Raw genomic sequence first — 26224 nt, forward strand, 5'->3', positions numbered from 1 at the left:
TTGTACAACTGGCCGGACAGGCCGGCGGTCGACGTGCTGCGGACCGCACCCGAGACGGGGACAATCCGACGGGAGCTTCGGCCGGGGGACCGGCCGGCCCGCGAGCCGGAGGCGGTGTCGATGAGCGGATCGGCGGTGGCGGACGGACCCGACCGGGCCGGGAGCGGGCGGTGACGTCCGGGCTCGCGCTGACCTTCGCGCTGGGCGCGGCGCTCGGCTACGGTGTCGGCTCGGTCACGCAGGCGGTCGGGGCGCGACGCGGTGCCAGCACCCTGCGCGCCCTCGGGCACCCGCTCTACCTCGCCGGCCTGGCCTGCGACACGCTGGCCTGGCTCGCCTCCCTGGTCGCCCTCCAGAAGCTGCCCGTCTACGCGGTCCAGTCGGTGACCGCCGGATCCCTCGCCGTCACCGTGGTCATCGCCCGGATCGTGCTCGGCGCGCGACTGCGCCGCCGGGACACCGGGGCGATCCTGCTCACCGTCGCCGCCCTCACCGTCATCTCGCTGGCCGCCGGCCCCGAACCCCCGGTCACCGCGTCGACGGCGCTGCGGTACGGACTGGCCGTCGCGGCGGTGCTGACCGCCGTCGCCGGGGTGGCCGCCCTACGGGTGGCCCGGCCGATCGTCGCCGCCACCCTGGCCGGTCTCGCCTGGGGGATCACCGCGCTGTGCGCGCGGGCGTTCACCCCGCCGACCGACCCGCTGGGCCAGCCCGGCACGGCGCTGTGGGACCTGCTGCGGGAGCCGGTCAGCTGGGGACTGGTCGTCTCCGGGGTGGCCGGGACGATCCTCTACGCGCACGCGCTGCGGCACGGGCAGGTCGGGCCGGTCACCGCCGTGCTCTGGGCGGTCGAGATCGTCGTGCCGTCGGTCGCCGGGGTGTTGCTGCTCGGCGACGGGGTACGCGCCGGCTGGCTGCCCTGGGCGGTCGCGGCCACCCTGGCCACCGTGGCCGCGGCGGTGGTGCTGGCCAGCTCACCGGGCACCGCCGACACCGCCGGGGCGGACGGCAGCCCGGGGTGAGCCATGCGGGACGTGGCAACGGTCCGCAACCCATCGACAGCATCTGCGCGACATTCACGGGTCGCGTCGACGCGCATCGAAGCAATTCCCGCCAGCTCACAAGAGCGTTGGAGTTCACCTTCTCGCGGTGCTCTTCTCGACGCTGAGATCATGTGATCAAAATGGCCGCGAGGATTTCCGCGAGACTTCAACTGCGCCCAACAGAATTGCGGGAAACGACGGATCAACGACATTCACCGTCCGTGGGGACCGGTTCAATGAACGCATGTCACCGGCGGAGACGGCGATCCGCCGGGGAGACGCGGAATGGCCCCCCGAGATTGTCTCGGGGGGCCATCGTCGATCGCCGCCGACTCGGCTTGTCGTCGCATTCGCGAATGACACGACAGGGAGGCGGACGCAGCCACCCGCCCTTCATGCACAGTGCGGAGACTGCATGATCACCGGACACACCGGCCTGTCACCACCGGCCCGCCCCAACCGAATCCACACCTTGTCGAGCGAGGCTGCTGCGGCGCTAGAGCCCGCAGTCTTCGAAACTGCCTCCGTCGGACAGCAGGTCGTCCCGGACCCACCCGGTCTTACCCGTGCTGTCGTTGCGGAGGAAGGTCCAGGTGTGGCCGTCCTTCCCGAGCGTATAGCAGTGGTAGTCCAGCCGCTGTCCGCTGCCCGCCGTGCCCTTGATGCTGCACGACGTGCTGGACCCGGACCGCATGTTGGCGCCACCGCCGGTGGCCCGCCAGGTCCTGCTGTCCTTGTCGTCGACCGACACCCCGCAGGGAGCGTGGGCCGAAGCCGGACTTGCCGAGACGACGGGCACGATCGCGGTCGCCGCCATGAGCACGCCGGCACTGATCGTCGCTCGCTTGAGCCTTTGCATGACTTCTCCCCGAATGGTTGGAAGCGGTGAACTTCTGTTTATGCCGCTCCACCAGGGTGAACCGCATCGACGCAATTGGCTGTCAGCAGTCCGATTCATGGTCCTATATCACCCTTTATGTCCTATAAATAAATTCGTCCGATGCGATGGGCCGGGGCCGTCTTTCTTTGTGGGGGCAGATAAAAACGTGCGTGACCAGCGGAGAAATGGAAGTCGGTTCTTCTGGGGGGCGGGCACGTCCGTGCGTTCGCCCGCGCCCGGCGTGGGAGGCCGTCCGTGCCGACGCGCCAAAAATGACTTGCACGAATTCCTTGCCGCACCGGCCCGCTCTTCGGGAGCACGCCGAGAAACCTCGGACGAGGCGGACAGGCGGGTCGCCGAGTGCTCACCCACGTCAGTGACCACCGTCCCCGGCCAGCCGCCGCCGGCGCATGCCTCAGCCGGCCGGGCGGCGGCCCTTGAGTCGACGGCCCAACTCCCGGGCGATCTCCCGGTTCGCGTCGCGTTCGGCGAGCACCTGGCGCTTGTCGTAGGAACGGCGGCCCCGGGCCAGCCCCAGCTCCACCTTGGCCCAGCCGTTGCTGAAGTACATCGACAGGGGCACCAGGGTCACCCCGCCGTCGCGCAGCTTCTCCAGGATCCGGGCGATCTCCACCCGGCGCAGTAGCAGCTTGCGGGTCCGTCGGGGCTGGTGGTTGGTCCAGGTGCCGTAGCCGTACTCGGCGATGTGCAGGCCGTACAGCATCAGCTCGCCGTCGCGTTCCTGGGCGAACGCGTCGACCAGCGACACCCGCCCCTCCCGCAGCGACTTGACCTCGGTGCCGGCCAGCACGATGCCCGCCTCGTAGGTCTTCAGCACGGTGTAGTCGTGGCGGGCCTTCTTGTTGGCGGCGATCAACCTGCGTTCCGTGTCCCGCGCCACGACGACCACCTCCGCTCGGATCCGCCAGCGGCGTACACCCTACCGGCGGTTGCGGCCCGGCACCTCCGTGGCAGGATCGCCGCATGTCGGAGTGGGCGGCGATCACGCCGGAGGACCGGGACTGGACCTCCGTCATCGACGACGGGTGCGCCGAGTGCGGCTTCGTACCCCAGCGGGTCAACGCCACCGGGGACCGGCTGCGCGCCATCGTCCCGGTGTGGCGGGAGGTGCTGTTGCGGCCCGACGCGACCCGGCGGCCCGCGCCGACCGTCTGGTCGCCGACGGAGTACGCCTGCCACGTGCGGGACACCTGCCGGATCTTCCGGGGCCGGCTGGCGTTGATGCTCGACGAGGACGACCCGGTCTTCCCCAACTGGGACCAGGACGCCACCGCCGTCGAGGACGACTACCTGCACCAGGATCCGGCGCGGGTGGCCGGGGAACTCGCCGACCAGGCCGAGGCGACCGCCGCCGCGTTCGACACCGTCACCCCCGCGCAGTGGGACCGGCCGGGTCGGCGCAGCAACGGTTCGGTGTTCACCGTCGGTCGCTTCGCCGTCTACTTCCTGCACGACGTGGAGCACCACGTGCACGACGTCACCCGCCCGACGACCACCCGCTGACCCCTGGCCGCGTCGCGGGCGGGCCGCCCGGAGTCGAGGTCGCGGGTGTGCCCCGGGGTCGACGTCGGGAGCGGGGTCGGTCGGTGTGGCGCAGCCCCGGGGGGAGGTCGCCCGGCCGGTAGGGTCCGCGGCCGTGACCGACGCCGACTTCCTCGCCGAGACCCGCGCCTCCTACGACACGATGGCCGCCGGGTACGCCACCCGGTTCCGCGCCGAACTCGCCGCCCGCCCGGTCGACCGGGCCATGCTCGCCGCGTTCGCCGAGACCGTCCTGGCCGGTGGCGGTGGTCCGGTGCTCGACGTCGGCTGCGGCCCCGGCCGGATCACCGGCCACCTGCGTGCCCTCGACCTGACCGTCGCCGGGCTCGACCTGTCCCCCGGGATGTTGGCGCAGGGCCGGCTCGCCCACCCCGACCTGCGCTTCGTCGAGGGGTCCATGCTGGAACTGCCGGTGGCCGACGGCGTGCTGGCCGGGCTGGTCGCCTGGTACAGCGTCATCCACGTGCCCGACGAGTGGTTGCCCCGGGTCTTCGCCGAGTTCCACCGGGTCCTCGCCCCCGGTGGGCACGCCCTGCTGGCCTTCCAGGTCGGCGACGAGACGGTGCGCTACACCGAGGCGTGGGGTGACCCGGTCTCCCTGGCCTTCCGTCGCCGCCAACCGGACCAGGTGGCCGCCCTGCTGCACGCCGCCGGGCTGCCGGAGCGGGCCCGGATATGTCGCGCCCCGCAGGAGTTCGACGGCGCGACGGAACGCACCCCGCAGGCCTGCCTGCTGGTTCGTCGGGACGACGACCGGGCGTGACCGGGCCGCCACGGCACCTCTATTCTGTTGCGCGGATCTGGCACGCCCGTACGAGGAGGTTGGTGTGAGCACTCGGACCGAGACGCTGGAGTTCCAGGCGGAGACACGCCAGCTGCTGCACCTGATGGTGCATTCCATCTACTCGCACAAGGACGTCTTCCTGCGCGAGTTGATCTCCAACGCCTCCGACGCGTTGGACAAGCTCCGGCTGGAGTCGCTGGTCGACTCCGACCTGGACGTCGACACCTCCGACCTGCACATCGAGCTGGTGGCCGACCCGGAGGCGCGGACCCTCACCATCCGGGACAACGGCATCGGGATGTCCCGCGAGGACGTCGTGTCGCTGATCGGCACGATCGCCCGTTCCGGCACCGCCGAGCTGCTGCGCAAGCTCAAGGAGTCCAAGGAGAACGCCGGCGGCGAGCTGATCGGCCAGTTCGGCGTCGGGTTCTACTCGACGTTCATGGTCGCCGACCGGGTGACCCTGCTCACCCGGCGGGCCGGGCAGAGCGAGGGCACCCGCTGGGAGTCCACGGGTGAGGGCACGTACGTGGTCGAGACGGTCGACGACGCCCCGCAGGGCACGTCGGTCACCGTGCACCTCAAGCCGGCCGACGACGAGGACAACCTGCACGACTACACCGACCGGAGCACCATCCGGGAGATCGTCAAGCGGTACTCGGACTTCATCGCCTGGCCGATCCGCACCACCGTGCCGGGCGTCGACGGCGGCGAACCCACCGTGGAGACCCTGAACTCCCGCAAGGCGCTCTGGGCGCGCTCGCGCGACGAGGTCGCCGAGGAGGAGTACCGGGAGTTCTACCGGCACGTCAGCCACGACTGGACCGACCCGCTGGAGACCATCCACATGCGCGGGGAGGGCACCTTCGAGTACGAGGCGCTGCTGTTCCTGCCCGCGCACGCGCCCTACGACCTCTACCAGGCCGACGGTCGGCGCGGGGTGCAGCTCTACGTCAAGCGGGTCTTCGTGATGGACGACTGCGCCGCGCTGATGCCGAGCTACCTGCGTTTCGTCCGGGGTGTGGTGGACGCCCACGACCTGTCGCTGAACATCTCCCGGGAGATCCTCCAGCAGGACCGGCAGATCCAGATCGTCCGCCGTCGGCTGGTCCGCAAGGTGCTCGCCACCGTCAAGGAGATGCGCACCGGCAACCCGGAGCGGTTCGCCACCTTCTGGGGCGAGTTCGGGCGGGTGGTCAAGGAGGGCCTGCTGGAGGACGCGGACAACACCGCGACCATCCTCGACCTGGTCACGGTCTCCTCCACCCACCACGAGACCGAACCCACCACCCTCGGCGACTACGTGGCCCGGATGAAGGAGGGCCAGGGCGAGATCTACTACGCCACCGGTGAGAACCGCACCATGCTGGAGAACTCCCCGCACCTGGAGGCGTTCCGGGCCAAGGGCTACGAGGTGCTGCTGCTCACCGACCCGGTCGACGAGGTGTGGGTGGACCGGGTCGGCGAGTTCGACGGCAAGCCGCTGCGCTCCATCGCCAAGGGGCAGGTCGACCTGGAGAGCGACGAGGAGCGCAAGGCCACCGAGGTGGCCCGGGAGCAGCAGAACAAGGAGTACGCCACGCTGCTCACCTTCCTCGGCGAGGCGCTCTCCGAATCCGTGAAGGAGGTCCGGCTCTCCTCCCGGCTGACCACCTCGCCCGCGTGCATCGTCGGTGACGCGAACGACATCACCCCGACCCTGGAGAAGATGTACCGGGCGATGGGGCAGGAGATGCCGTCGATCAAGCGCATCCTGGAGCTCAACCCGACCCACCCGTTGGTCACCGGCCTGCGGGCCGCCCACCAGCGGGGCGACGATATGTCGTCGTTGACCGAGACGGCCGAGCTGCTCTACGGCACGGCGCTGCTCGCCGAGGGCGGCGACCTGGCCGACCCGGCCCGGTTCGCCCGGCTGCTCGCCGACCGGCTGGCCCGTACCCTCTGATCCGGTCACGGTCCCGGCCGGGTGGATGCCCGGCCGGGACCGTGCGGGGGCGTGGTCGGCGGGTCCTGCGGTGGTGCTGTGCCGGGGAGCCCCTCGACGCGTGCGTCGCGGGTTCCGCCGGGGTGCCGGTAGGGTGGGTTCCGGTGTGCCGGGAAGTCTGGTCGGCGATGGACGACGCGTCCCCTGCCGACGAGGAGTTGCCGTGCCCGACGCCGACCGGCGCCGTACCAGCCTGTTCGCCCGCCGCTCGTGGGGCGAGACCAGTCGTGTCGCCGCCATCCTGCGTAGGGAGACCGTCGGTGGGGCGCTCCTGCTCGGCGGGGCGCTCGTCGCGTTGATCTGGTCGAATTCTCCCTGGTCCGGGGCGTACCAGGCGTTGCGGGACAGCACCGTCGGCCCGGCGGTGTGGCACCTGGACCTCAGCGTGGCGACCTGGGCGGCCGACGGTCTGTTGGCGGTGTTCTTCTTCGTCGCCGGGCTGGAGCTCAAGCGCGAGTTCGTCGCCGGTGACCTCCGTGACCCCCGGCGGGCGGCGGTGCCGGTCGCGGCGGCCGTCGGCGGGGTGATCATGCCAGCTGTCCTGTATGTCGTGATAACCACCGGTGTGGGCGACGGCGTGGGCCGGGGGTGGGCCATTCCGACCGCCACCGACATCGCCTTCGCCCTGGCGGTGCTCGCCGTGGTGGGCCGCTTCCTGCCGTCGGCGTTGCGGACGTTCCTGCTCACCCTGGCGGTGGTCGACGACCTGATCGCCATCATGATCATCGCGGTCTTCTACACCGCCGACCTGTCCGTCGTCCCGCTGCTGGGGGCACTGCTGCCGCTGGCCGCCTTCGCGGTCCTCGTGCAGCGCCGGATCCGGTCGTGGTGGCTGCTGCTGCCGTTCGCCGCCCTGACCTGGGTGCTGGTGCACGAGTCGGGGGTGCACGCCACCGTGGCCGGCGTGCTGCTCGCCTTCACCGTCCCGGTGGCCCGCAGCGCGGCGGCGGGCGGCCCGGACGCCGGACCCGGCCTGGCCGAGCACTTCGAGCACCGGATCCGGCCGATCTCCGCCGGCATCGCCGTCCCGGTCTTCGCTTTCCTCTCCGCCGGTGTCACCGTCGGTGGGCTGGCCGGACTGGCCACCGCGTTGACCGACCGGGTGGCGGTCGGCATCGTCGTCGGTCTGGTCGTCGGCAAGCCGGTCGGCATCCTGGCCGCGACCTGGCTGGTCTCCCGGTTCACCCGGGCGGACCTCGACGAGGGTCTCACCTGGCTCGACGTGCTCGGTGTCGCGTTGCTCGGCGGCATCGGCTTCACCGTCTCGCTGCTCATCGGGGAACTCGCCTTCGGCCTGGGCAGCGCGCGGGACGACCACGCCAAGGTCGCGGTGCTGGCCGGTTCGCTGCTGTCGGCGCTGCTGGCCAGCGTCATCCTCCGCGCCCGGACCCGGGTCTACCGGCGGGTGCACGAGGCGGAGCGCGTCGACCTGGACCGCGACGGGGTGCCGGACGTCTTCGAGCCGTGACCGGGGCGGTAGGCCGCGCGGGGGACGGGTGGTCGCCGGCCGTGGCTCCCCGGACCGGCCGGGCACACCCCGGTCGTCACGGACCCGTCGGGTACGCCCGGGTCGCGTCGGCCGCCACGGTCGCCCAGACCTGTTGCCCGGGGAGCAGCCGCAGCCCGGCGGCGACCGCCGGGGTGACGTCCGCGGCGGCGGCGACCGTCCCGGTGAGCCGTACCCGCAGCCGGTCCCCGTGCCGGTGCACCCCGGCGACGGTGGCGGGCCAGCTGTGCGACGGGTCGCCGTCGGGTCGCCGCGGGTGCAGGGAGACGGCGGTGGGCGGGAAGACCACGAAGGCGTCCCCGGTGAGCCGGTCGGTGGTCGGGACGGCGAACCCCTCGGCGAGGTGGACCCGCCGGCCGTCCGCCCGGCCCCGGCAGAGGTTGAGTCCGACCAGCCGGGCCACGTACTCGGTGCGCGGCCGGGTGGTGACGGTGCCGGGATCGCCCTCCTGGACCACCCGGCCGTCCTCGACGATGACCAGCCGGTCGGCCAGCGCCAGGGCGTCCAGCGGATCGTGGGTGACCAGCAGGGCGGCCCCGGGATGGTCGGTGAGGTGGCGGTGCAGGTGGGACCGGACGTCCAGCCGGGTGCCGGCGTCGAGCGCGGCCAGCGGTTCGTCGAGCAGCAGCAGCGTCGGGTCGACGGCGAGCGCCCGGGCCAGCGCCACCCGCTGGGCCTGCCCGCCGGAGAGCTGCCGGGGTCGCCGCCCGGCGTGCGCGCCCAGGCCGACCCGGTCCAGCCAGGCGGTGGCCCGCTCCCGGGCGGCCCGTCGGGGCAGCCCCTGCCGCCGGGGTCCGAAGGCGACGTTGTCCCGGGCGGTCAGGTGCGGGAAGAGCAGGTAGTCCTGGAACACCACGCCGACCGGTCGCCGTTCGGGCGGTACGAACCGCCGCGCGTCCGGGCGGTCCAGCTCGGTGCCGTCCAGGCGCAGCCATCCGGCGGTGAGCGGGTGCAGCCCGGCGAGCGCCCGCAGCGCGGTGGTCTTGCCGGCCCCGTTCGGGCCGAGGAGGGCGACCACCTCACCGGCGGCGATCCGCAACCGGACGTCCAGCCGGAAGCCGGCCCGGTCGACGACCAGGTGCCCGTCCAGCAGCGGGCCGCTCACGGACCCGTGATCCAGCGGTCGCGCAGCCCGGCGAGGATCACCACCGAGACCGTGAGCAGCATCAGGCTGAGCACGACGGCGGCCTCCAGGTCGGTCTCCAGGGCCAGGTAGACCGCGAGCGGCATGGTCTGGGTCCGGCCCGGGTAGTTGCCGGCGAAGGTGATGGTGGCGCCGAACTCGCCGAGCGCCCGCGCCCAGCACAGCACCGCCCCCGCGGCGATGCCCGGGGCGACCAGCGGCAGGGTGACCCGGGTGAAGGTGGTCCACCGGCCGGCGCCCAGGGTGGCGGCGGCCTCCTCGTAGCGGTGGTCGGCGCCGCGCAGTGCCCCCTCCACCGCGATGATCAGGAACGGCATCGCCACGAACGCCTCGGCGAGCACCACGCCGGTGGTGGTGAACGGCAGGGTGACGCCGAAGGTGGTGTCCAGCCACCCGCCGAGCGGCCCGCGCCGGCCGAAGACCAGCAGCAGCGCCACCCCGCCGACCACCGGCGGCAGCACCAACGGCACGGTGACCAGCGCCCGGACCAGCCGCCGGCCGGGAAACTCCACCCGGGCCAGCAACCAGGCCAGGGGTACGCCCAGGGCGAGGCAGAGCAGCGTGGCGAGGGTGGCGCACTGGACGGACAGCCGCAGCGCGGTGAGCACCCCGGGCGCGGCGAGCCGCGACGCCAGTGACGTCCACGGGGTACGCAGCAGCAGGCCGCCCAGCGGCAGCACCAGGAACAGCAGGCCGAGGGCGGCCGGTACGAGCAGCGCCACCGGCACCCGCTGACCGGTGTCGCGCCGCCGACGGGTCCGTGGGGTCATGAGCCGGCGGGCGGCTGGAACCCGGCGTCGGTGAGGACCGCCCGGCCGGTAGCGGAACGGACCAGCTCGACGAAGGCACGGGCGGCGTTCGGGTTCGGCGCGTCGGCCAGCACCACGATCGGGCAGTCGTTGGCGGCGCGGGCGGACTCGGGGAACTCCACGCCGTCGACGTCGAGGTCGGCCGACCGGGCGTCGGTGCGGTACACCAGGGCGGCGTCGACCTCACCGAGCTTCACCTTGGCCAGTGCCCCCTTGACGTCCTGTTCGAGGGTGACCGGGGTGATCCGGACCCCGGCCGCGTCCAGGGCGGTGGTCGCCGCCGCCCCACACGGCACCTGGGCCGCGCACAGGGCGACCTTCACCCCCGGCCGGGCCAGGTCGGCCAGCCCGCCGAGGCGTCGCGGGTTGCCCTCGGGCACGGCGATGACGAGCTGGTTGCGGGCGAAGACGGCGGGGGTGCCGGCGGCGTGGCCGGCGTCGGTGACGGTGGCCATGTTCCTCGGGGCGGCGGAGGCGAAGACGTCGGCGGGCGCCCCCTGGGTGATCTGGGTGGCCAGCGTGGAGCTGCCGGCGAAGTTGAAGGTCACGGTGGTGCCCGGGTGGTCCGCCTCGAACCGTCGGCCGAGGGCGGTGAACGACTCGGTCAGCGACGCGGCGGCGAACACGGTCACCGTGCCGGTCGGGTCGCTGTCGGCGGCCGGTGCCGGGGTGTCCGCACCGCATCCGGCGAGGAGCAGGGCGGTCGCGGCGAGCAGGCCGGCGAGGGCGCGGGCGGGACGGGTCACGGCTGGCTCCGCCCCCTGGTGGCACCGGCCGGGGTGGGCCGCTCGACCACGACGGTGGTCGACTTGATCACCGCGACGGCCACCGAGCCGACCGTGAGTCCCAGCTCGTCGACCGCCTCCCGGCTCATCAGCGAGACGATCCGGAACGGCCCGGCCTGGATGTCGACCTGGGCCATCACGGTGTCCCGGACGACGGCGGTGACGATCCCGCGGAGCCGGTTGCGGGCCGAGGAGAACTCGGCGCCCTCGTCCGGCCCGGCGGCCTGGGCGCGGACGAAGCCGGCCAGCTCGACGCCGTCGACGAGGCGGTGGCCGTGCGCGTCCCGGTGGGCGGGCAGTCGACCGGCGTCGATCCAGCGGCGCACGGTGTCGTCGCTGACGCCGAGCAACTCGGCGGCCTCGCGGATCCGGAAGACGCTCACCCGGACACCCTAGTGGTTCGCAACTGCGGGCCGGAACCGGGATTCGAGCTCGCATCGACACCGCCGGCAACCCGGGGATGGCCGCACCTGCGGGTGGTGGAGGGGGCCGGCTCGCCGATTGTCGTACGTGCTCGGCCCGGTGGGCACGACCCGGACGGGCGTCGATCGCCTACCATGCGGGGCGTGCCGGACATCGACGGAACTCTCGCCGCCGCCCAGGTCTGGCGGGGGCAGGGCCGCTGGTCGCAGGCCGCCCGACGGGCGAAGCGAGGGATCACCCGGGGGCGGCTGACGGTCGCCGTCCTCACCGCCGTCGCCGCCGTCGCCGGCACCGCGGCGGCGATGCTGGCGGGAGCCGCGCCGACCGCCGGCCGGGTGCTGGCGATCGTCGCCGGTGCGTCGCTGCTGCTGGTGCCGGTGGCCGGTCGCTCGTCGTCGCGGGAGGCGGTGGCCACCTGGACCCGGCTCCGCGCGGTCTCCGAGGCGTCGAAGGCGGAGCTGTACCGCTACCTCGCCCGCGCCGCCCCCTACGCCGACGCCGATGCCGACGCCGTCCTGCAACGCCGCTACGACCTGCTGATGGCGGACGCCGGCGACCTGGTCGGGCACACCCTCGACGACCCGGCGACCGACCGCCCGCTGCCGGCCGTCACCGACGTGCCGAGCTACCTCGTCGAGCGGGTGCGGTGGCAGGTGGACGGCTACTACCTGCCGGCCGCCCGGCGGGCCGGCAGGTCCGCCGCGCGGATCGGCCGGGCCGTGACCGTGCTGACCGTCCTGGTCGCCCTGCTGTCCGCCGTCACCGGGGTGCTCGGCGACGGCCTCGGCCTGACCGCGTGGGTGGGGGTCGCCGCGGTGGTCACCACGGCGCTGGTCGGCTACGGCGCTGCCCAGCGCTACGAACAGCAGCACCTCGAGTACGCCCGCACGGCCGACCAGTTGACCCGGCTGCGGCTGGCCCGGGAGGCCGGCCTCGGCTGGGGCGACGACGACGCGCTCGTGGCCGAGGCCGAACGGATCATCGCCCAGTCCAACGCGGCCTGGATGGCCAAAATGATCGAGGAAGACGGCACTGTGCAGCAGTGACATCACGGGTCGTGGCGACTAGCATCATCGATATCCGTGATTGGCCGTCGACGTGGACGGACGTCCGTCCACCTCCGACACAGATGGGGGCCCGACGTGGACCGCACCCAACGCCCGTCCGATCCGTTCCCGGCGCCGCTGAGCGACCTGCGGCGCACGCCGCTCGGCCGGATTCCGGTCGACCGGGCGGACGCCGTAGCCCGCATCGACGACCATCGGGCAACACACCCGACCCGGGTCGATGTCGCCGCCTTCAGCTCGCACCTCTGACGCCGCCGACGCGCCCGCGGAGGTGGTCGCCCCGCTCAGTCAGTACGTCCTCAAGCTGACCAGCCGGTGCGACCTGTCCTGTGACCACTGCTACGTCTACGAGCACCCCGACCAGTCGTGGCGTCGTCAGCCCCGGCTGATGACGCCCAGGACGGTCGAGGCCACCGCGCGGCGGATCGCCGAGCACGCCGCCGCCCACCGGCTCGACGCCGTGCGGGTGGTCCTGCACGGCGGCGAACCGCTGCTCGCCGGCGCGGACCGGATCGCCGCCACCGCCGTCACCCTGCGCCGGGCCGTCGGCCCGGTGGCCCGCCTCGACCTACGGATGCAGTCCAACGGCGTGCTGCTCACCCCCGAGATCGCCGACGTCCTCGTCACCCACGACATTCCGGTGGGCATCTCCCTGGACGGCGACCGGTCGGCCAACGACCGGCACCGCCGGTACGCCAACGGCGCGAGCAGCCACGACCAGGTGCGACGGGCGCTGGCCCTGCTGCGTCGGGACGAGTACCGCGGCGTCTACGCCGGGCTGCTGTGCACCGTCGACCTGGCCAACGACCCGGTCCGGGTCTACCGGGCACTGCTCGCCGAGGACCCGCCCGCGATCGACTTCCTGCTTCCGCACGCCAACTGGGACCGGCCACCCACCCGCCCCGACGGTGCCGTCACCCCGTACGCGGACTGGCTGTTGACGATCCACCGGGCCTGGCTGGCCGACGGCCGGCCGGTGCCGATCCGGCTGCTGGAGTCGCTGCTGGCCACCGCCACCGGCGGCAGCACCGGCACCGAGGCGGTCGGGCTCGCCCCGGTCGACCTGGTGGTGGTCGAGACCGACGGCACCTTCGAGCAGGTCGACTCGCTCAAGTCCGCCTTCCACGGGGCCGCCGCCACCGGGCTGGACGTGTTCCGCCACCGGGTCGACGAGGCGGCGGCCCATCCCGGCATCGTGGTCCGGCAGTCCGGCCTGGCGGGCCTCTGCGCCACCTGCCGGTCCTGCCCGCTGGTCCGTCGGTGCGGCGGCGGCCTGCTCGCCCACCGGTACCGGACCGGCACCGGCTTCGACAACCCGTCGGCCTACTGCGCCGACCTGGCCGCGTTGATCCGGGCCACCGCGGCCCCGGCCGACCCGCCGCCGGACCGGTCGGCCGACACACTGCCCCCCGCCGTGCTGGACGATCTGGGCTCCGGCCGGGGCGACCCGGAGTCGGTGGCCCACCTCGCCGCCGTCCACCACGGCATCGCCCGCGCGTTGACCGTCGCGCTCAGCCCGGCGGCCACCGCCGACCCGGTCGCGGCGGCCGGCTGGCGTCTCCTGGTGGACCTGGACGTGTCCGTGCCCGACGCCGTCGACCGGGTGCTCGGTCACCCCTTCGTCCGGCGGTGGGCGCAGCGGTGCCGGGCCGGTGCGACCGGTGAGCTGTCCCACCTCGCCGCGGTGGCCGCCGCCGCCGCGGTCCGGGCCGGCGTCGACGTCGACCTCGTGCTGCCGGTGCGGGCCGGCGCGGTGCACCTGCCGACGCTCGGCGCGATCGTGGTCGACGCCGGTGCCGACACCGTGCCCGTGGCCATCTCCGGGGGCGTCGTCGAGCTGCGGGCCGGCCGCCGCCGGGTCCGGGTCCGGCCGGGGGCCGGGGCGAACCCGGACCGGTGGCAGCCGACCCGGGCGGTGCGTACCGACGGCGGGACCGTCCTGATCGAGGACACCGACCCGTACCGCGACTGTTTCGACCTGGCGGTGGCCCCCCGGCTCACCCCGGCGGTCGCCGACCGGTGGACGCGGCAGGTGCAGCGGGCGGTGCACCGCCTCGACACCGAGGCCGTCGGCTACGCGGCCGGCGTCCGCGCCCTGCTGCGCGCCGTGGTGCCGCTGCGTCCCGACCTGTCCGGCCGGGCCCGCAGCGCCGCCGCCCGGTCCGCGTTCGGCGCGGTGGCCGTCACCCCGGTCGTCGACGACGCCGCGCTGGCGGTGCTGCTCGTCCACGAGGTGCAGCACCTGAAGCTCGACGCGGTCCTCGACGTGTGCGAGCTGTTCGACCCCGCCGACGCCCGGCGGCTGCGGGTGCCCTGGCGCGACGACCCCCGCCCGGTGGAGGGCGCGCTGCACGGCGTCTACGCCCACCTCGCCGTCGCCGACGTGTGGCGGCACCGGCCGGGCAGCGCGGCGGCGGCGCACTTCCGGCGCTACCGCGAGTGGACCGACGGCGCGGTCGACGCGCTGCTCGGGCTGGGCAGTCTCACCGCCGACGGGGAACGGTTCGTCCACCGGATCCGCGCCACCCTGGACGACTGGCGGTGACCGGCCGGTCCACCCTCGCCGCCGACCTGCGGGCGCTCGGGGTGCCGGCGGGCGCGACGGTGCTGGTGCACAGCGCACTGTCCCGGGTCCGGCCCGGCCCCGGTGGCCCGGCCACCCTGCTCGCGGCGCTGCGGGACGTCCTCGGCGACGACGGCACCCTGGTCGTGCCGACCCAGACGGCCGGCAACTCGGTCACCTCGCGGGCCTTCCGGGCCGCCACGGCGGGGCTGACCCCGGCCCGGGCCGCCGCCGTCGAGGCGGCCATCGAGCCGTTCGACCCGGCGCACAGCCCGGCGCAGGGGATGGGGGCGTTCGCCGAGCACGTCCGCCGACAGGCCGGCACCCGCCGCAGCACCCACCCGCAGACCTCCTTCGCCGCCCTCGGCCCGGCCGCCGTGGCCCTCACCGCCCGGCACGACCTGGACTGCCACCTCGGCGACCGGTCGCCGCTGGGGGCGCTGTACGCCGCCGACGCCCTGGTGCTGCTGCTGGGCGTCGACTGGTCGGTGTGCACGGCGTTCCACCTCGCCGAGTACCGGTGCCGCCGGCCCGCGCCGCGCCGGGCGTACCGGTGCTACGTCCGCGACCCGGCGGGCCGGCGGATCCGCCGGGACTTCCAAGCCCCGCACCTCGACGACACCGACTTCCCGCTGATCGGCGCGGCCCTGGTGGCGGGCGGGTCGGTGCGGTGCGGGCCGGTCGGCGCGGCCGACGGTCGTCAGGTCCGGCTGCGCCTCGCCGTCGACCTCGCTCGGGAGTGGATGGATGAGCACCGACTGGCGTGAAGGGGACAGCGCGGGTTTGGTCGGTGTCGATACTGTGGTCGGCCGGGGGCGGCGACACCGGGCGGGAGCGGTAGGTGGTGGAGGAACAGTTCCGGGAGGACGAGAGCGCCCCCGTGTTCTTCCTCAGCTATGCCCGCACCCGCAACCGGGTGGGGGCACCGCCACGGGACACCAACCAGAAGGTCTTCCAGCTCTTCGTCGACCTCTCCGACCACGTCGTCGAGCTGCTCGGCCTCGGTCCGGGCCGGACCGCGGGCTTCATGGACCGGATGCTCGACGGGGGACAGCTGTGGACCGAGGACCTCGCCTTCGCCGCCGGCCACTGCCAGGTCTTCATTCCGCTGATCTCACCGCAGTACCTGCGCAGCGAGTGGTGTGCCCGGGAGTGGAACGCGTTCACCCGCCGGACGGCCGTACCCCGTCCGGGTGCCGAACCGTCGGCGGGGGAGACCCCGGTGATCCCGGTCAACTGGTCGGTGGTGGAACGCCCCCGGGTGCCCGCGGTCGTGTCGCGACGGCAGATGTTCAGCCCCACCCGGCTACCCTCGGACATCGCCCCGCAGTACCACGAGGAAGGCATCTACGGTCTGCTCAGCCTCGGCAGCAACGGCAAGGACGCCTACGACGCCGTGGTGTGGCGACTGGCCCAACGGATCGCGCGGGCGTACCGCACGCACTGGGTCGAGGCGATGGTCCCCAACCTGCGGCAGCTGGGCGACCGGTTCGAGGAGGACGGGCATGAGCTGGCCTGACGCCGTCCCGGCCGGAATCGTCGGCCAGGAGACCTACTTCTTCCTCAGCTACGCCCACTCCGTCCCGCTGTCGGACGCCGCCCGGCCGGACACCGACTACTGGGTCGGCCAGTTCTTCCACGATCTCGTCGAGGCGGTCCGGGGTCACCCCCGCCGGGCCGCCGAGATCGAGGCGGGCTTCTTCGACGGCCAGGTCAGCCCCGGCGTCGACCTGCGCCGCATGCTCACCGACGCGCTGAGCCTCGCGCACGTCTTCGTGCCGCTCTACTCACCGAACTACTTCCGCAACGCGTGGGCGCTGGGCGAACGGGAGTCCTTCCGCAGCCGGCTGGTCCGGTTGCCGGCGGCGCGGGCGCAGCGGCACGTGCTGCCGGTGCTCTGGATGCCGCTGCCGTCCTGGGAGGACCGTCCGGAGACCGTCCATGCGCTGGAGCTGGTGGGCGACCCCGACGACCGCGCCGACTACGCCGACAACGGGCTGCGCGCACTGTGCAAGCTGAGCGCCTACCGCGCGCAGTACCGCAGCCTGCTCGGGGCGTTGGCCGACCGGATCGTCACGGTGGCCGAGCACGAACCGCTCGCCCCGTCCCGGGCGGCGGTGCTGACCAGCGGCCCGGTCCCGGAGGGGCCGGGCACCGCCCTGGTGGTGACCACGCTCGCCGCCGACCGGGCGCGTTGGCGGCCGTACGGTGATCAGCACCAGCTGGCGGTGGCCGACTACGTGGCCGCGACCGCCGAGCGGCTGGGGCTGCCCACCCGGGTGGTCGACCTGACCGAGGCGCGGGACCGGGCGTCGCGCAGCCCGGCGGTGGTGCTGGTGGACGCCAGGGTCGGGGTGGACGCGGCCCGCGCCGCGCTCGACGGGCTGCCGTCGTGGGTGGTCCCGCTCGTCATCGCCGCCGACCACGCGCGTGGCGAACCGACACCCGAGGCGATCGCCGGTAGCTTGCAGGACGCCCGGTTTCCCCGGGTGCTGCCGGTGCGCACCATCGACGAGTTCGAACGCTGTGCACCGCTGCTGGTGACCGAGGCGCGCAAACAGTTCCTCCGGCACGGTCCGGTCGATCCGCCGGAGGGCCCGCACGATCCGAAGCCGAGCCTGGGGCCGGCCGGACCGTTCGACGTACGGCGAGGGAAGGCAGAACGATGACTCCACCCCGCGACGGCCAGGTCGTCACCTTCTACTCGTACAAGGGTGGCACCGGACGCACGATGGCGCTGGCGAACACGGCCTGGATCCTCGCCGCGAACGGCCACCGGGTGCTCGTCGCCGACTGGGACCTGGAATCCCCCGGACTGCACCGGTTCTTCGCGCCGTTCCTCGACCCGGAGCAGGTCGCCTCCACCGGTGGCGTGATGGACCTGATCCTGGAGTACGAGTGGGAGAACGTCCGCCGCCGGACCGAGGGCGGGGACACCCGCCCCGGCGACTGGCACCGCCAGTACGCCCGGGTACACAAGTACGCCTTCTCGGTGAGCTGGGAGTTCCCCGGTGGCGGCACCCTGGACCTGCTGCTCGCCGGCCGGCACAACCCCGACTACGCGACCAGTGTCACCGGGCTGAACTGGGACAACTTCTACAACCGGCTCGGTGGGGCGCAGTTCTTCGACGCGTTGCGCGCGGACATGAAGCGGCACTACGACTTCACCCTGATCGACAGCCGTACCGGGATCAGCGACGTCGCCGAGATCTGCACCATCCACCTGCCCGACGTGCTGGTCGACTGTTTCACCCTCAGCGACCAGGGCATCGACGGCGCGGCGACGGTCGCCGCCCGGGTCCGCGGCTACGAGGGGCGGCGGGCCCGCCGGGTGCTGCCGGTGCCGATGCGCGTCGACGAGGGCGAGAAGATCAAGACCGACGCCGGCCGGGCGCTGGCCATGCAGCGGTTCGTCGGGCTGCCCAGCGGCATGACCGAGCTGGAACGGCAGGACTACTGGCTCTCCGTCGAGGTGCCCTACCGGGCGTACTACGCCTACGAGGAGACCCTGGCGACCTTCGGCGACGTGCCGGGCAGCCGTGGACTGCTGTCCGCGTACGAGGCGCTGGCCCGGCACATCACCGGCGGCGCGGTCACCGGGCTGCCCCGGATGGACGACGGGTTGCGGCGGCAGACCGTCCAGCGGTTCGAGCGCAAGCCGGTGATCGTCGACGAGCTGATCGTGCTGCGCTACGCGCCGGAGGACCAGGCCTGGGCCGAGTGGGCGCAGTCCGCGCTGCACGCCGTCGACCTGCGGGTGCTGGCCACCCCACTGGGCGTCCCGGCGACGCCGCCGGCCGGTGCGGCCTCCCGCGAGCTGCACCTGGTGTCGCGGTCCTACCTCGCCGCCCGCCGGGCGGCCGGCGGGACCGTCCGACAGGGCGGTTCCCCCGTGCTCGCGCTGCACCTGGACGACACCACCCCGTCGGTGGACACCCCACCGGGCAGTTGGGCCACCGTCTACGAGCGGGGCGCCGCAGCCGCCGCCGAACAGGTGTGGGAGCTGGTCGGCCGCCCCACCGACGGGCGCGACCGACCGGTCCCGGCGACCCGCTACCCGGGCGTCGAGCCGCTGGTCTTCTACGCCCCGGCGCGCAACGTCCGGTTCACCGGCCGGGACCGGCTCCTGCTGGCGCTGCGCGAGGAGCTGAAGACGGCGGCGCGGGAGCGGGTTCCGGTGGCGCTGCGGGGTGGCGCGGGCATCGGCAAGACCCAGCTCGCCACCGAGTACGCCTACCGCTTCCACGGCGCGTACGACGTCGTCTGGTGGGTGGACGCGGACCCGGCGCAGTTCATCGACGTCCGCTTCGCCGACCTGGGCCGCCGGCTCGGCCTGCCGGACCTGCAGAACGTGCCGGACAACATCCGGGCGGTCCGGGACTGGCTCAGCCACGGCGGCCGGCGCAGCGCCGACGAGCCTCCCCGTCGCTGGCTGGTCGTCTTCGACAACGTCGACCAGTACGAGAACGTCCGGGACTTCCTCCCCCAGGGCGAGGGGCACGTGCTGGTGACCACCCGCAACCCGGACTGGGGCGACCTGGCGCGGGCGGTCGACGTGGAGGCCTTCCAGCGGGGCGAGAGCGTCACCCACCTGATCGGTCGGACCGGCCGACGGGGCATGACGGTCGCCGAGGCACAGCAGGTCGCCGAGGCGGTGGAGGACGTCCCGATCCTGGTGGCGTTGGCCGGCGCCTGGCTGGCGGAGAGCCCCGACTCGGTCGCCACCTACCTGGCCGGGCTGGCGCGCACCGGCCCGGACAGCGACGTGTGGGGCCGCTCGCTGGACGGTCTGCGGGCGCAGTCCCCGGGCGCCTACCGGCTCCTGCAACTCGGCTCGGTGCTCGCCCCCGACATCGCCCTCGACCTGCTCTACAGCGACCAGGTGGCGAAGGTCATCGCCCCGCACGATCCGCTGGTCGCCACCCAGGTCACCGACCGGGTCTCCGAACGGGACATCGCGGCGGCGCTGGTCCAGCGGATCAACCGGCTCGCGCTGATCAAGGTGGACCTGCACGCCCAGCGGGTGCAGATCCACCGGCTGCTCCAGGCGGCGATGCGGTCCCGGATGTCCGAGCCGGAACTGCGGGAGGTCAAGCACGACGTGCACCGGATCCTCGCCGGCTCACGACCCTCCGGCGAGGTGGACAATCCGGCCTTCCAGGTCGGGTACCGGCACCTGTGGCCGCACCTGGACGGTTCGGAGGCGGTGTCCTGCCATGACGACACGGTGCGCCAGCTGGTCATCGACCGGGTCCGGTACATCTTCCTCAACGGCGGCTTCGAGCAGGGCGCGCACTATGCCGGCCAGGTCGACAAGACCTGGACGACGCTACTCGAAGGGCTCTCCCCGGAGACCGCCGCCCACCGGACCCTGCGCGTCCAACTGCTCAGCCTGCGCTTCAACCGGGCCAACCTGCTGCGGAGCCTGGGCCGCTTCGCCGAGGCCCTCGACCTCGACCAGGAGACCCTGCGGCAGCAGGAGGAGCTGATCGGGGAGAACCATCCGTACACCCTGATGACCGCCGGCGGGTACGCGGCGGACCTGCGGGCGCTCGGCCGGTACGAGGACGCGCTGGAGCGGGACCTGCGCAGCCACTCCGCGTCCGTCGAGGTGTTCGGCGAGGACCACCACCGGACGCTCAACGCGGCCAACAACCTGGCCGCCTCCTACCGGCTGATGGGCCAGTTCGGGCGGGCGCGCGAAGGCGACGAGGCCACCTACCGTCGACTGCGGGTCGTCCTCGGCCCGGAGCACCCGCGGACCCTGCTGTCGGCCAACAACTACGCCCGTGACCTGCGGGAGATCGGCGACTACCAGGGTTCGGTGGCGTTGCTGGGGGAGGTGGTCGAGGGGTACCGCCGGATCTTCGGCGAGCACGGCCGACCGGTGCTCACCGCGCAGGCCAACCTGGCGGCGTCGCTGCGCAGCACCGGGCGGATCGCCGAGGCGGGCCGGCTGCTCGACGAGGCCACCGAACGGCTCCGGTCCAGCCTCGGCCCGACCAATCCGGAGACCCTCTTCGCCGCGCTCAGCCGCGCGGCCAACATGATGCTCGAAGGGCAGGACGAGCAGGCCCGGCACGACTTGATCGAGATCGAGCAGCTCCTCGCCCAGGTGTTCGGCCCGCGGCACCCGTACTCGCTGGTGTGTGGGATCAATCGGGGGGTGGCGCTGTGGGACACCGGGGACCGGGACGAGGCGTTCACGGTCACCGTCGCCGCCGCCGACGGGTTGCGTGAGGTGCTCGGCGCGGCGCACCCGTTCAGCATGGGGGCGGACAACAACGTCGCGGTCTTCACGATCATGCGGGGTCAGCACGAGGAGGGGCTGGTCAAGCTCCGGGCCGTGGTGGACCGGCTGACGGCGGCGTTGGGCCCCGACCATCCGGACACGTTGCGCAGCCTCGGCAACGTGGAGACCGCGCACCAGGCGACGAGCGGAGGGGTGGTGAGCATCGGACGGGTGCGGCTGGCCGACCGGCTGGCCGACCTGATCGGCCAGGAGCATCCCAGCGTGGTGGTCCTCCGCGACGGGCGGTACGTGCGCCGGGTCCTCGACCCGCACCCCTACTGACCGGGCCGGGCACCGATGAGCATGTCGGTGCCCACCGGCGTCTCCGTGCCGGTGAGCCAACGGAGGATGCGCGGTAGCTGCTGCATGGCGTCGAAGTGGGCCGCGTCGGGCTGCACCTCGATCTCGGCACCGGGAATCCGGCCGGCGAGCCAGCGACCGTGGCTGGCCGGGGCGAAGGTGTCCTCCGCGCCGTGCCAGAGGCGGACCGGCGTGACCGTCGTGTCGATCGCCCCGAGGTCGAACTTCCAGTTCCGGCGGAGCGCCAGCACGTCGTCGATCCACCCGTACGGGCCGGCCCGCAGCGCCTCCTGGTAGGTGTCGAAGATGATCCCGCGCAGGGCCGCGTCGTTGATCGCCCGCCGGTCGGGCGGACCCATCTGCTCCATCAGGTCCCGCAGCAGGAACCGGGGGTCCTCGGCCGCCCGGGTGGCCCGCTGGCGGATCTCCTCCACCACCGCGTCGGTGTCGGGTCGCTCGGCGCCGAATCCGCGCTGGTTGTCGGGGTTCATCCCGTCGAACCAGTCCAGCCCGGTCGCGTCCGACGGGGCGAGGCTCACCAGCACCGCCACCCGGGTCACCCGGTTGCGGAGCCGTTCGTCGGCGGCGCAGGCCAACGCGTGCGGCCCGCCACCAGAACGGCCGGCCACGGCGAACCGGTCCAGCTCCAGCTGGTCGGCGATGGCCTCCACGTCCCGGGCGGCGTCGGCGACGTCGCGTCCCTCGAACCGGTCGGAGTCGCCGTAGCCGGGACGGTCGTAGGCGATCAACCGGATGCCCAACCGGTAGAGCACGATCCCCCGGGGCTTCGGCCCCCGGCGACTGCCCGGTGTGCCGTGCATCAGGAAGACGGGGAACCCGTCGGGAGCACCGGTCTCCTCGTACGCCACCCGCTTGTTGTCCGCGCGGTGGGCGAATCGAGGCCCAGGCTCACCGTCTCGGGTCACGCCAGCCTGCCTTCCGGTGCCACTACCAGCCAATACTCGCAATCCACATTGATCAGGAACGATATTGTCGTCGACCCCGTTCAGCCTTTGAGCCTAACGGTCGTCCCCGCCGTACCGCTATGCCGAGTCGGGACAACCGGCCGGATCTGTCGGAAACGACACCTGTCGGCCAGTCCGGCTGGAACTTCCGGTCCGCCCGGCGGCGGCGTCGACCCCGCCCCGACGGCGGCCCTCAGCAGGCCAACGGTCGGATGTCCGTCGGAGCGTCGACCAGGGTCGCCCGGGGATCGGCGTACCGCCAGTAGACCCGGTACTGGGCCCGCAGCCGGGGCCGGGACACCGCCCACTCGTACGCGACCCGACCCTGCCGCTCCCGGCGGTCCGGGTGCACCTCGGTGGTGCTCTCGGAGGTGAACGAGGTCTCGCTGCCCCAGACGGTGGGACCGGTCTCGGCCGGGAAGTCGAGCCGGATCACCAGGTTCCGGGTGGGCAGCCGGATGTCGCGCTGCAACCAGTCGCCGAACTTCCACGCCGGCACCCGGTACGCGTAGTCCACCACGGTGCGCTGCCCCGGATACAGCGGCATCGGGGTGCCGCCACCGTCCAACAACAGCACGATCTTGAGAAAGGCGTCCCGGCTGCGGCTGACCCGCCACCGCATCGGTTCCGGCTGCTCGGTGCCGATGGTGGCCCGGAAACCGACCTCGTCGATGCTGAGGGGGTGGCGACCGTGGAAGGCGGTGGACCGGGCCGGATCGTCCGGGAAGCGGTCGATGTCGATCTGCACGGTGTGCCGGGTGATCGGCTCGGTGCCGACACTGTGCAGCACCCGGCGGACCCGGCACTCGTACACGCCGTCGACCAGGGAGAGGGCGGCCTGCTCGTCCTCGATCACCAGATGCGACCCGGCCGGTGGCGGGACCGCGGTCGGGCCGAGCGGCGAGCGGCGTCCACCCTGGCCCCGACTGTCGGCGAAGGCCACGTACTGCTGCCAGATCCGGTTGCCGCTGTCCAGGACCAGCTCGACCCGGCGAGCGAACTCCTCGGTGGGCTGGTGCCGTCCGTTCTCGATGTGGCTGACGTATGACGGGTCGAAGCCGGTGCGTTCGGCCAGCTCCTTCTTGGACATCCCCCGCTGGTGCCGCCAGTGGGTCAGTTCCCGTACGAACTCCGTCGCCGCATCGTCCTGTGTGGAGCTGCCCATGCCCCCGTCCTCGGTGTCGGGCCTCAAGTCTGTCCCACCGACGGCTTCCGCGCCAGGGGTGGTCGACGGCCGGACCCCACCGGGCGGTGAACCGTGCCCGCCGCACCCGACCCCGCCCCGGCCGGGCCCACCGGCAGCGGCAGGATGACCGCCATGGACCCCGTCGTACGCCGCTACCTCGCCGACCTGCTCACCGTCGTGCGGGACGTGCTCGGCCCGGACCTGGTCGGCGTCTACGCCGCCGGTTCGGTGGCCCTGGACGCGTACCAACCGGGCCGCAGCGACGTGGACGTGGCCGTGGTCTGCCGGGACACCCTGCCCCGGCGGACCCGGGAGGACCTGGTGGCCCGGCTGCGGCACGAGGCGCTGCCCTGCCCGGCCCGTGGCCTGGAACTGGTGGCCTACGCGCGGACGGTGGCCGGCTCGGGCACCCCCGAGCCGGGGTTCGAGGTGGAGCTGAACACCGGGCCACGGATGCCGTTCCGGGCCACCTTCGCGCCCGGCGACCGGCCCGCCGCCGACGGCCGTTTCTGGTACGGCCTGGACCGCAGCATCCTGCACCAGCGGGGACGTACGTTGACCGGGCCGCCGGCCGGTGAGGTCTTCGGCGAGCTGTCGCCGGGCGACGTCCGTGACCTGCTGGTGGCGGCACTGCGCTGGTGGCTGGAGCGGTCCGCCCCGCCGGGCGACGGCACCGTACCCGCGACGGTGGACGCGGTGCTGGGCGCCTGCCGGGCACTGGTCCGGGTCCACGACGGCGACTGGTTGTCGAAGGTCGCCGCCGGCCGCCGGATCATCGCCCTCGGCCGGGATCCGGAGCTGGTGCGACGCTGTGTCGACGCCCGTGCGGGCGGGCCGCCGCCGGACGGCACCGCGGCCCGCGCCTTCCAGCAGCGGGTCCTGGACGAGATCGCCGCCGGCTGACCGTGGAGGCGATGGCGGTGGCGGCCCGACGCCGGCCTCGGGCCGCCACCGCCGGTTCACCGCCGCAGCAGGGCGAACACGCCCCAACCCAGGTACTCCCGGCGGTGCCGGACGTGCCGGAGCGGGTCCTCGGTCAGTTCCTGCCGGAAGCGCCCGGCGAGATCGTCGTCCGGATGGGCGTCCAGCCAACGGCGCAGGGTGAGCCAGTGGGCCGCGGCGTACCGGTCCCAGCTGTCCCGGTCGGCGAGGACCATCTCGACCACGTCCCACCCGTGCGCCTGGATCCGGTGGACCAGCCCGGGCAGGTCGTGAAAGTCGTCCCGGACGGTGGCGTGACAGGCGACGACGGTCTCCTGGTCCGGCGGCTCCCGTAGCCAGTACGGCTCGCCGACCAACAGCATCCCGCCCGGACGCAGCGCCCGTGCCAGGATGTCGATGGTGCCGGTCACGCCCCCGCCGATCCAGCTCGCACCGAGGCAGGCGGCCACGTCGACCGGCACGGGGTGGAGGTAGTCGGCGGCGTCGTCGTGCACGAACCGGACCCGGTCGGCCACGGCGAGTTCGACCGCCCGCCGCCGGGCGGCGGCCGTGAACGCGGTGCTGATGTCGACACCGGTACCCCGGACCCGGTGCGCACGGGCCCAGGTGCAGAGCAGTTCACCCTTGCCGCTGCACAGGTCGAGCAGGGTGTCGTCGGGGCGGAGCCGGATCGCCCGCCCCAGGGTGGCGAGCTTGTCGGCGTCGAACGGGTTGAGGATGCGAAGGTCGCCTTCGCGGATGACGAAACTACGATCGAGGTCCATGTCGGTGACTCCGGGGATGCGTGGACGGACGCGGGAGGCGGACGGTCGGCACGCGGAGCACGGGCACGGAAATGCACCTTCGATCGGGGTCGCGGGAACGGGTCGTCAGGCTACGTCCCCACCGGCCCGGAGCACAGCGATTTTGCTCCGGGCCGTACGGCTGCGGTCAGGCGTTGGTCGGCACCCTGCCGGCCGGTGGTTCGCTGCCGGTGTCGACCGGCGGTTCGGTACCGGCGTCGACCGGCAGCTCGACGGCCGGTCGGACCGCCACGGTCGGATACTCGGCGGTCTCGCCACCGCCGGCGGCAGCGGCCATCACCGCGGCGGCGGCCAGGTCGGCGACCCGCTTCGCCTCCCGCTGCACCCGGGCCCGGACGTCCTTGGCGTGCCGTTCCACGCTCTCCGCGGCCTGCCGGGCCTCGTCCAACCGCCGGCTCTCGGCGGTCAGGTCCCGACGGACCTCCTCCAACAGCTGCCGGGCCCGCGCCAGCTCCCGCTCGATCGTGTCGCCCTCCTGCTGGATCTCGGCCAGCTGCGCGCGGGCCGTCTCCAGTTCACCCTGTACCTCGGTGAGGGCCTTCTGCCGCTCGACGATCTCCCGCTGCACCGTGGTCAGCTGTTCCTGCTGGCTGCTGGTCTGCTCGTCGGCCCGCTGGCGGACCTCCGTGGCGTACTGCTGGGCCTCCGCGATCAGGGCGGCGATCTGTTGCTCGGCGGCGCTGTGCTGACTGGTCAGCTCCCGTTCCGCCGCCGCCCGTTGCTCGGCCAGCTCCTGCTCGGCCGCGGCCCGCCGCTCGCCGACCTCCCGCTCCACGCTGGCCTGCCACTGGGCCAGCTCCTGCTGACTCTGGGTCCGGGCCGCCTGGATCTCCTGCTGGATCTGGGTACGCGCCGCCTTCGTCAACGCCTCGGCGGCCGCCCGGGTCTGGGTGATCTGCTTGGCGGTCTGCTCGCTGATCCGCTTCGCCTCCTGCTGGGCCCGCTCGTGGGCGGCCTCCCCCTCGGCCCGCAGCTTCTCGGCCCGTTCGCGGATCTCGGCCAGCTCGGCGTCGACCGCCGACCGCCGCTCCTGGTAGGCCTTCTCCTGCTCGTCCCGGCGGGCGGACAACTCCTCGTCCAGGTCCCGCAGCGCCTGCGCGGTCCGGTCCCGCGCCTCACCCAGGGTCTTCTCCGCCTCGCCCTGGAGCTGGTTCGCCCGCTGGGCGGCCGAGTCGGTGATCACG

The 26224-nt window shown here is 73.4% G+C and carries 22 protein-coding genes (1 of these 22 only partly in view); 12 read left to right on the top strand and 10 right to left on the bottom strand.

Annotated elements, in window-relative coordinates; translation table 11 throughout:
• Window positions 1–170: 170 nt before the first annotated feature.
• On the top strand, window positions 171–1022 hold the full coding sequence (locus O7612_RS14695; RefSeq protein WP_282264980.1) for a hypothetical protein: 852 nt from the start codon (window positions 171–173) through the stop codon (window positions 1020–1022).
• Window positions 1023–1539: 517 nt separating this feature from the next.
• Here O7612_RS14695 and O7612_RS14700 read toward each other — a convergent pair.
• Window positions 1540–1902, bottom strand: coding sequence for an SH3 domain-containing protein (locus O7612_RS14700; RefSeq protein ID WP_282264981.1), 363 nt, complete (start codon window positions 1900–1902; stop codon window positions 1540–1542).
• A 436-nt stretch (window positions 1903–2338) separates the two neighbouring features.
• Window positions 2339–2824, bottom strand: a complete 486-nt coding sequence (smpB, locus tag O7612_RS14705; protein WP_282264982.1) for an SsrA-binding protein SmpB — start codon at window positions 2822–2824, stop codon at window positions 2339–2341.
• 83 nt (window positions 2825–2907) lie between these two features.
• Here smpB and O7612_RS14710 point away from each other — a divergent pair, with 83 nt between their 5' ends.
• The 4 genes from O7612_RS14710 to nhaA all read left to right on the top strand — a co-directional run bounded on the left by O7612_RS14710 (window position 2908) and on the right by nhaA (window position 7722).
• Entirely contained in the window at window positions 2908–3447 is a 540-nt protein-coding gene (locus tag O7612_RS14710) for a DinB family protein (RefSeq protein ID WP_282264983.1), read from the top strand.
• A gap of 133 nt (window positions 3448–3580) precedes the next feature.
• Window positions 3581–4249 (top strand): class I SAM-dependent methyltransferase, encoded by a 669-nt coding sequence (locus tag O7612_RS14715; RefSeq protein WP_282264984.1) that lies wholly within the window; start codon window positions 3581–3583, stop codon window positions 4247–4249.
• A 64-nt stretch (window positions 4250–4313) separates the two neighbouring features.
• Window positions 4314–6215 (top strand): molecular chaperone HtpG, encoded by a 1902-nt coding sequence (gene htpG / locus O7612_RS14720; protein WP_282264985.1) that lies wholly within the window; start codon window positions 4314–4316, stop codon window positions 6213–6215.
• A gap of 202 nt (window positions 6216–6417) precedes the next feature.
• Window positions 6418–7722 carry a Na+/H+ antiporter NhaA gene (gene nhaA, locus O7612_RS14725; protein WP_282264986.1) on the top strand — a complete coding sequence of 435 codons (1305 nt, stop codon included), beginning with the start codon at window positions 6418–6420 and terminating at the stop codon, window positions 7720–7722.
• Between the two features lie 76 nt (window positions 7723–7798).
• On the opposite strand, the gene O7612_RS14730 is transcribed toward nhaA, so the two are convergent.
• From O7612_RS14730 to O7612_RS14745, 4 genes are read right to left on the bottom strand one after another with little or no spacing between them, the layout of a single operon-like run.
• Window positions 7799–8881, bottom strand: a complete 1083-nt coding sequence (locus tag O7612_RS14730; RefSeq protein ID WP_282273918.1) for an ABC transporter ATP-binding protein — start codon at window positions 8879–8881, stop codon at window positions 7799–7801.
• Complete coding sequence (locus tag O7612_RS14735) at window positions 8863–9675, bottom strand: ABC transporter permease (protein WP_282264987.1); 813 nt, start codon at window positions 9673–9675, stop codon at window positions 8863–8865. Before O7612_RS14735 ends, O7612_RS14730 begins: the two co-directional genes overlap by 19 nt.
• Entirely contained in the window at window positions 9672–10460 is a 789-nt protein-coding gene (gene modA, locus O7612_RS14740; protein WP_282264988.1) for a molybdate ABC transporter substrate-binding protein, read from the bottom strand. The genes O7612_RS14735 and modA overlap by 4 nt, the downstream gene beginning before the upstream one ends.
• Window positions 10457–10882: a TOBE domain-containing protein gene (locus tag O7612_RS14745; RefSeq protein WP_282264989.1), complete on the bottom strand. Its 426-nt coding sequence runs from the start codon at window positions 10880–10882 to the stop codon at window positions 10457–10459. Before O7612_RS14745 ends, modA begins: the two co-directional genes overlap by 4 nt.
• 183 nt (window positions 10883–11065) lie before the next feature.
• Between O7612_RS14745 and O7612_RS14750 the strand changes: the two genes are divergently transcribed.
• The 6 genes from O7612_RS14750 (at window position 11066) to fxsT (ending at window position 21126) form a co-directional block, all read left to right on the top strand.
• On the top strand, window positions 11066–11968 hold the full coding sequence (locus O7612_RS14750) for a DUF4231 domain-containing protein (RefSeq protein ID WP_282264990.1): 903 nt from the start codon (window positions 11066–11068) through the stop codon (window positions 11966–11968).
• Between the two features lie 292 nt (window positions 11969–12260).
• Entirely contained in the window at window positions 12261–14534 is a 2274-nt protein-coding gene (locus O7612_RS14755; protein ID WP_282264991.1) for an FxsB family cyclophane-forming radical SAM/SPASM peptide maturase, read from the top strand.
• A complete protein-coding gene (locus O7612_RS14760; protein ID WP_282264992.1) occupies window positions 14531–15319 on the top strand; it encodes an AAC(3) family N-acetyltransferase in 789 nt (262 codons plus the stop codon). Before O7612_RS14755 ends, O7612_RS14760 begins: the two co-directional genes overlap by 4 nt.
• 74 nt (window positions 15320–15393) lie before the next feature.
• Window positions 15394–16071 carry a TIR-like protein FxsC gene (locus O7612_RS14765; RefSeq protein ID WP_282264993.1) on the top strand — a complete coding sequence of 226 codons (678 nt, stop codon included), beginning with the start codon at window positions 15394–15396 and terminating at the stop codon, window positions 16069–16071.
• Entirely contained in the window at window positions 16058–17221 is a 1164-nt protein-coding gene (locus O7612_RS14770; RefSeq protein WP_282264994.1) for a TIR-like protein FxsC, read from the top strand. The genes O7612_RS14765 and O7612_RS14770 overlap by 14 nt, the downstream gene beginning before the upstream one ends.
• Window positions 17218–21126 carry an FxSxx-COOH system tetratricopeptide repeat protein gene (gene fxsT, locus O7612_RS14775; RefSeq protein WP_282264995.1) on the top strand — a complete coding sequence of 1303 codons (3909 nt, stop codon included), beginning with the start codon at window positions 17218–17220 and terminating at the stop codon, window positions 21124–21126. Before O7612_RS14770 ends, fxsT begins: the two co-directional genes overlap by 4 nt.
• On the opposite strand, the gene O7612_RS14780 is transcribed toward fxsT, so the two are convergent.
• Window positions 21120–22070 (bottom strand): alpha/beta hydrolase, encoded by a 951-nt coding sequence (locus tag O7612_RS14780; RefSeq protein ID WP_348774229.1) that lies wholly within the window; start codon window positions 22068–22070, stop codon window positions 21120–21122. The genes fxsT and O7612_RS14780 overlap by 7 nt on opposite strands.
• Before the next feature lie 232 nt (window positions 22071–22302).
• Window positions 22303–23274 carry a helix-turn-helix transcriptional regulator gene (locus O7612_RS14785; RefSeq protein WP_282264997.1) on the bottom strand — a complete coding sequence of 324 codons (972 nt, stop codon included), beginning with the start codon at window positions 23272–23274 and terminating at the stop codon, window positions 22303–22305.
• Between the two features lie 153 nt (window positions 23275–23427).
• Here O7612_RS14785 and O7612_RS14790 point away from each other — a divergent pair, with 153 nt between their 5' ends.
• Window positions 23428–24198, top strand: a complete 771-nt coding sequence (locus O7612_RS14790; RefSeq protein WP_282264998.1) for a nucleotidyltransferase domain-containing protein — start codon at window positions 23428–23430, stop codon at window positions 24196–24198.
• Window positions 24199–24254: 56 nt separating this feature from the next.
• Here the strand turns inward: O7612_RS14790 and O7612_RS14795 are convergent, their stop codons facing one another.
• Complete coding sequence (locus O7612_RS14795; RefSeq protein WP_282264999.1) at window positions 24255–25001, bottom strand: methyltransferase domain-containing protein; 747 nt, start codon at window positions 24999–25001, stop codon at window positions 24255–24257.
• Between the two features lie 166 nt (window positions 25002–25167).
• Window positions 25168–26224, bottom strand: partial view of a DivIVA domain-containing protein gene (locus O7612_RS14800; protein WP_282265000.1) — the 3' portion only. Its footprint extends 314 nt past the window's final position; only the last 1057 of its 1371 coding nucleotides appear in the window; its start codon lies beyond the right edge, outside the window; it ends in the stop codon at window positions 25168–25170.

The sequence above is a fragment of the Micromonospora sp. WMMD987 genome, from assembly GCF_029581435.1.
Classification (GTDB): Bacteria; Actinomycetota; Actinomycetes; order Mycobacteriales; family Micromonosporaceae; genus Micromonospora; species Micromonospora rifamycinica.

Coding starts and splice junctions, on each gene's coding strand:
- O7612_RS14735 (WP_282264987.1), bottom strand. CDS start 9,675: ATGACCCCACGGACCCGTCGGCGGCGCGACACCGGTCAGCGGGTGCCG.
- O7612_RS14790 (WP_282264998.1), top strand. CDS start 23,428: ATGGACCCCGTCGTACGCCGCTACCTCGCCGACCTGCTCACCGTCGTG.
- fxsT (WP_282264995.1), top strand. CDS start 17,218: ATGACTCCACCCCGCGACGGCCAGGTCGTCACCTTCTACTCGTACAAG.
- O7612_RS14700 (WP_282264981.1), bottom strand. CDS start 1,902: ATGCAAAGGCTCAAGCGAGCGACGATCAGTGCCGGCGTGCTCATGGCG.
- O7612_RS14795 (WP_282264999.1), bottom strand. CDS start 25,001: ATGGACCTCGATCGTAGTTTCGTCATCCGCGAAGGCGACCTTCGCATC.
- O7612_RS14770 (WP_282264994.1), top strand. CDS start 16,058: ATGAGCTGGCCTGACGCCGTCCCGGCCGGAATCGTCGGCCAGGAGACC.
- O7612_RS14785 (WP_282264997.1), bottom strand. CDS start 23,274: ATGGGCAGCTCCACACAGGACGATGCGGCGACGGAGTTCGTACGGGAA.
- O7612_RS14710 (WP_282264983.1), top strand. CDS start 2,908: ATGTCGGAGTGGGCGGCGATCACGCCGGAGGACCGGGACTGGACCTCC.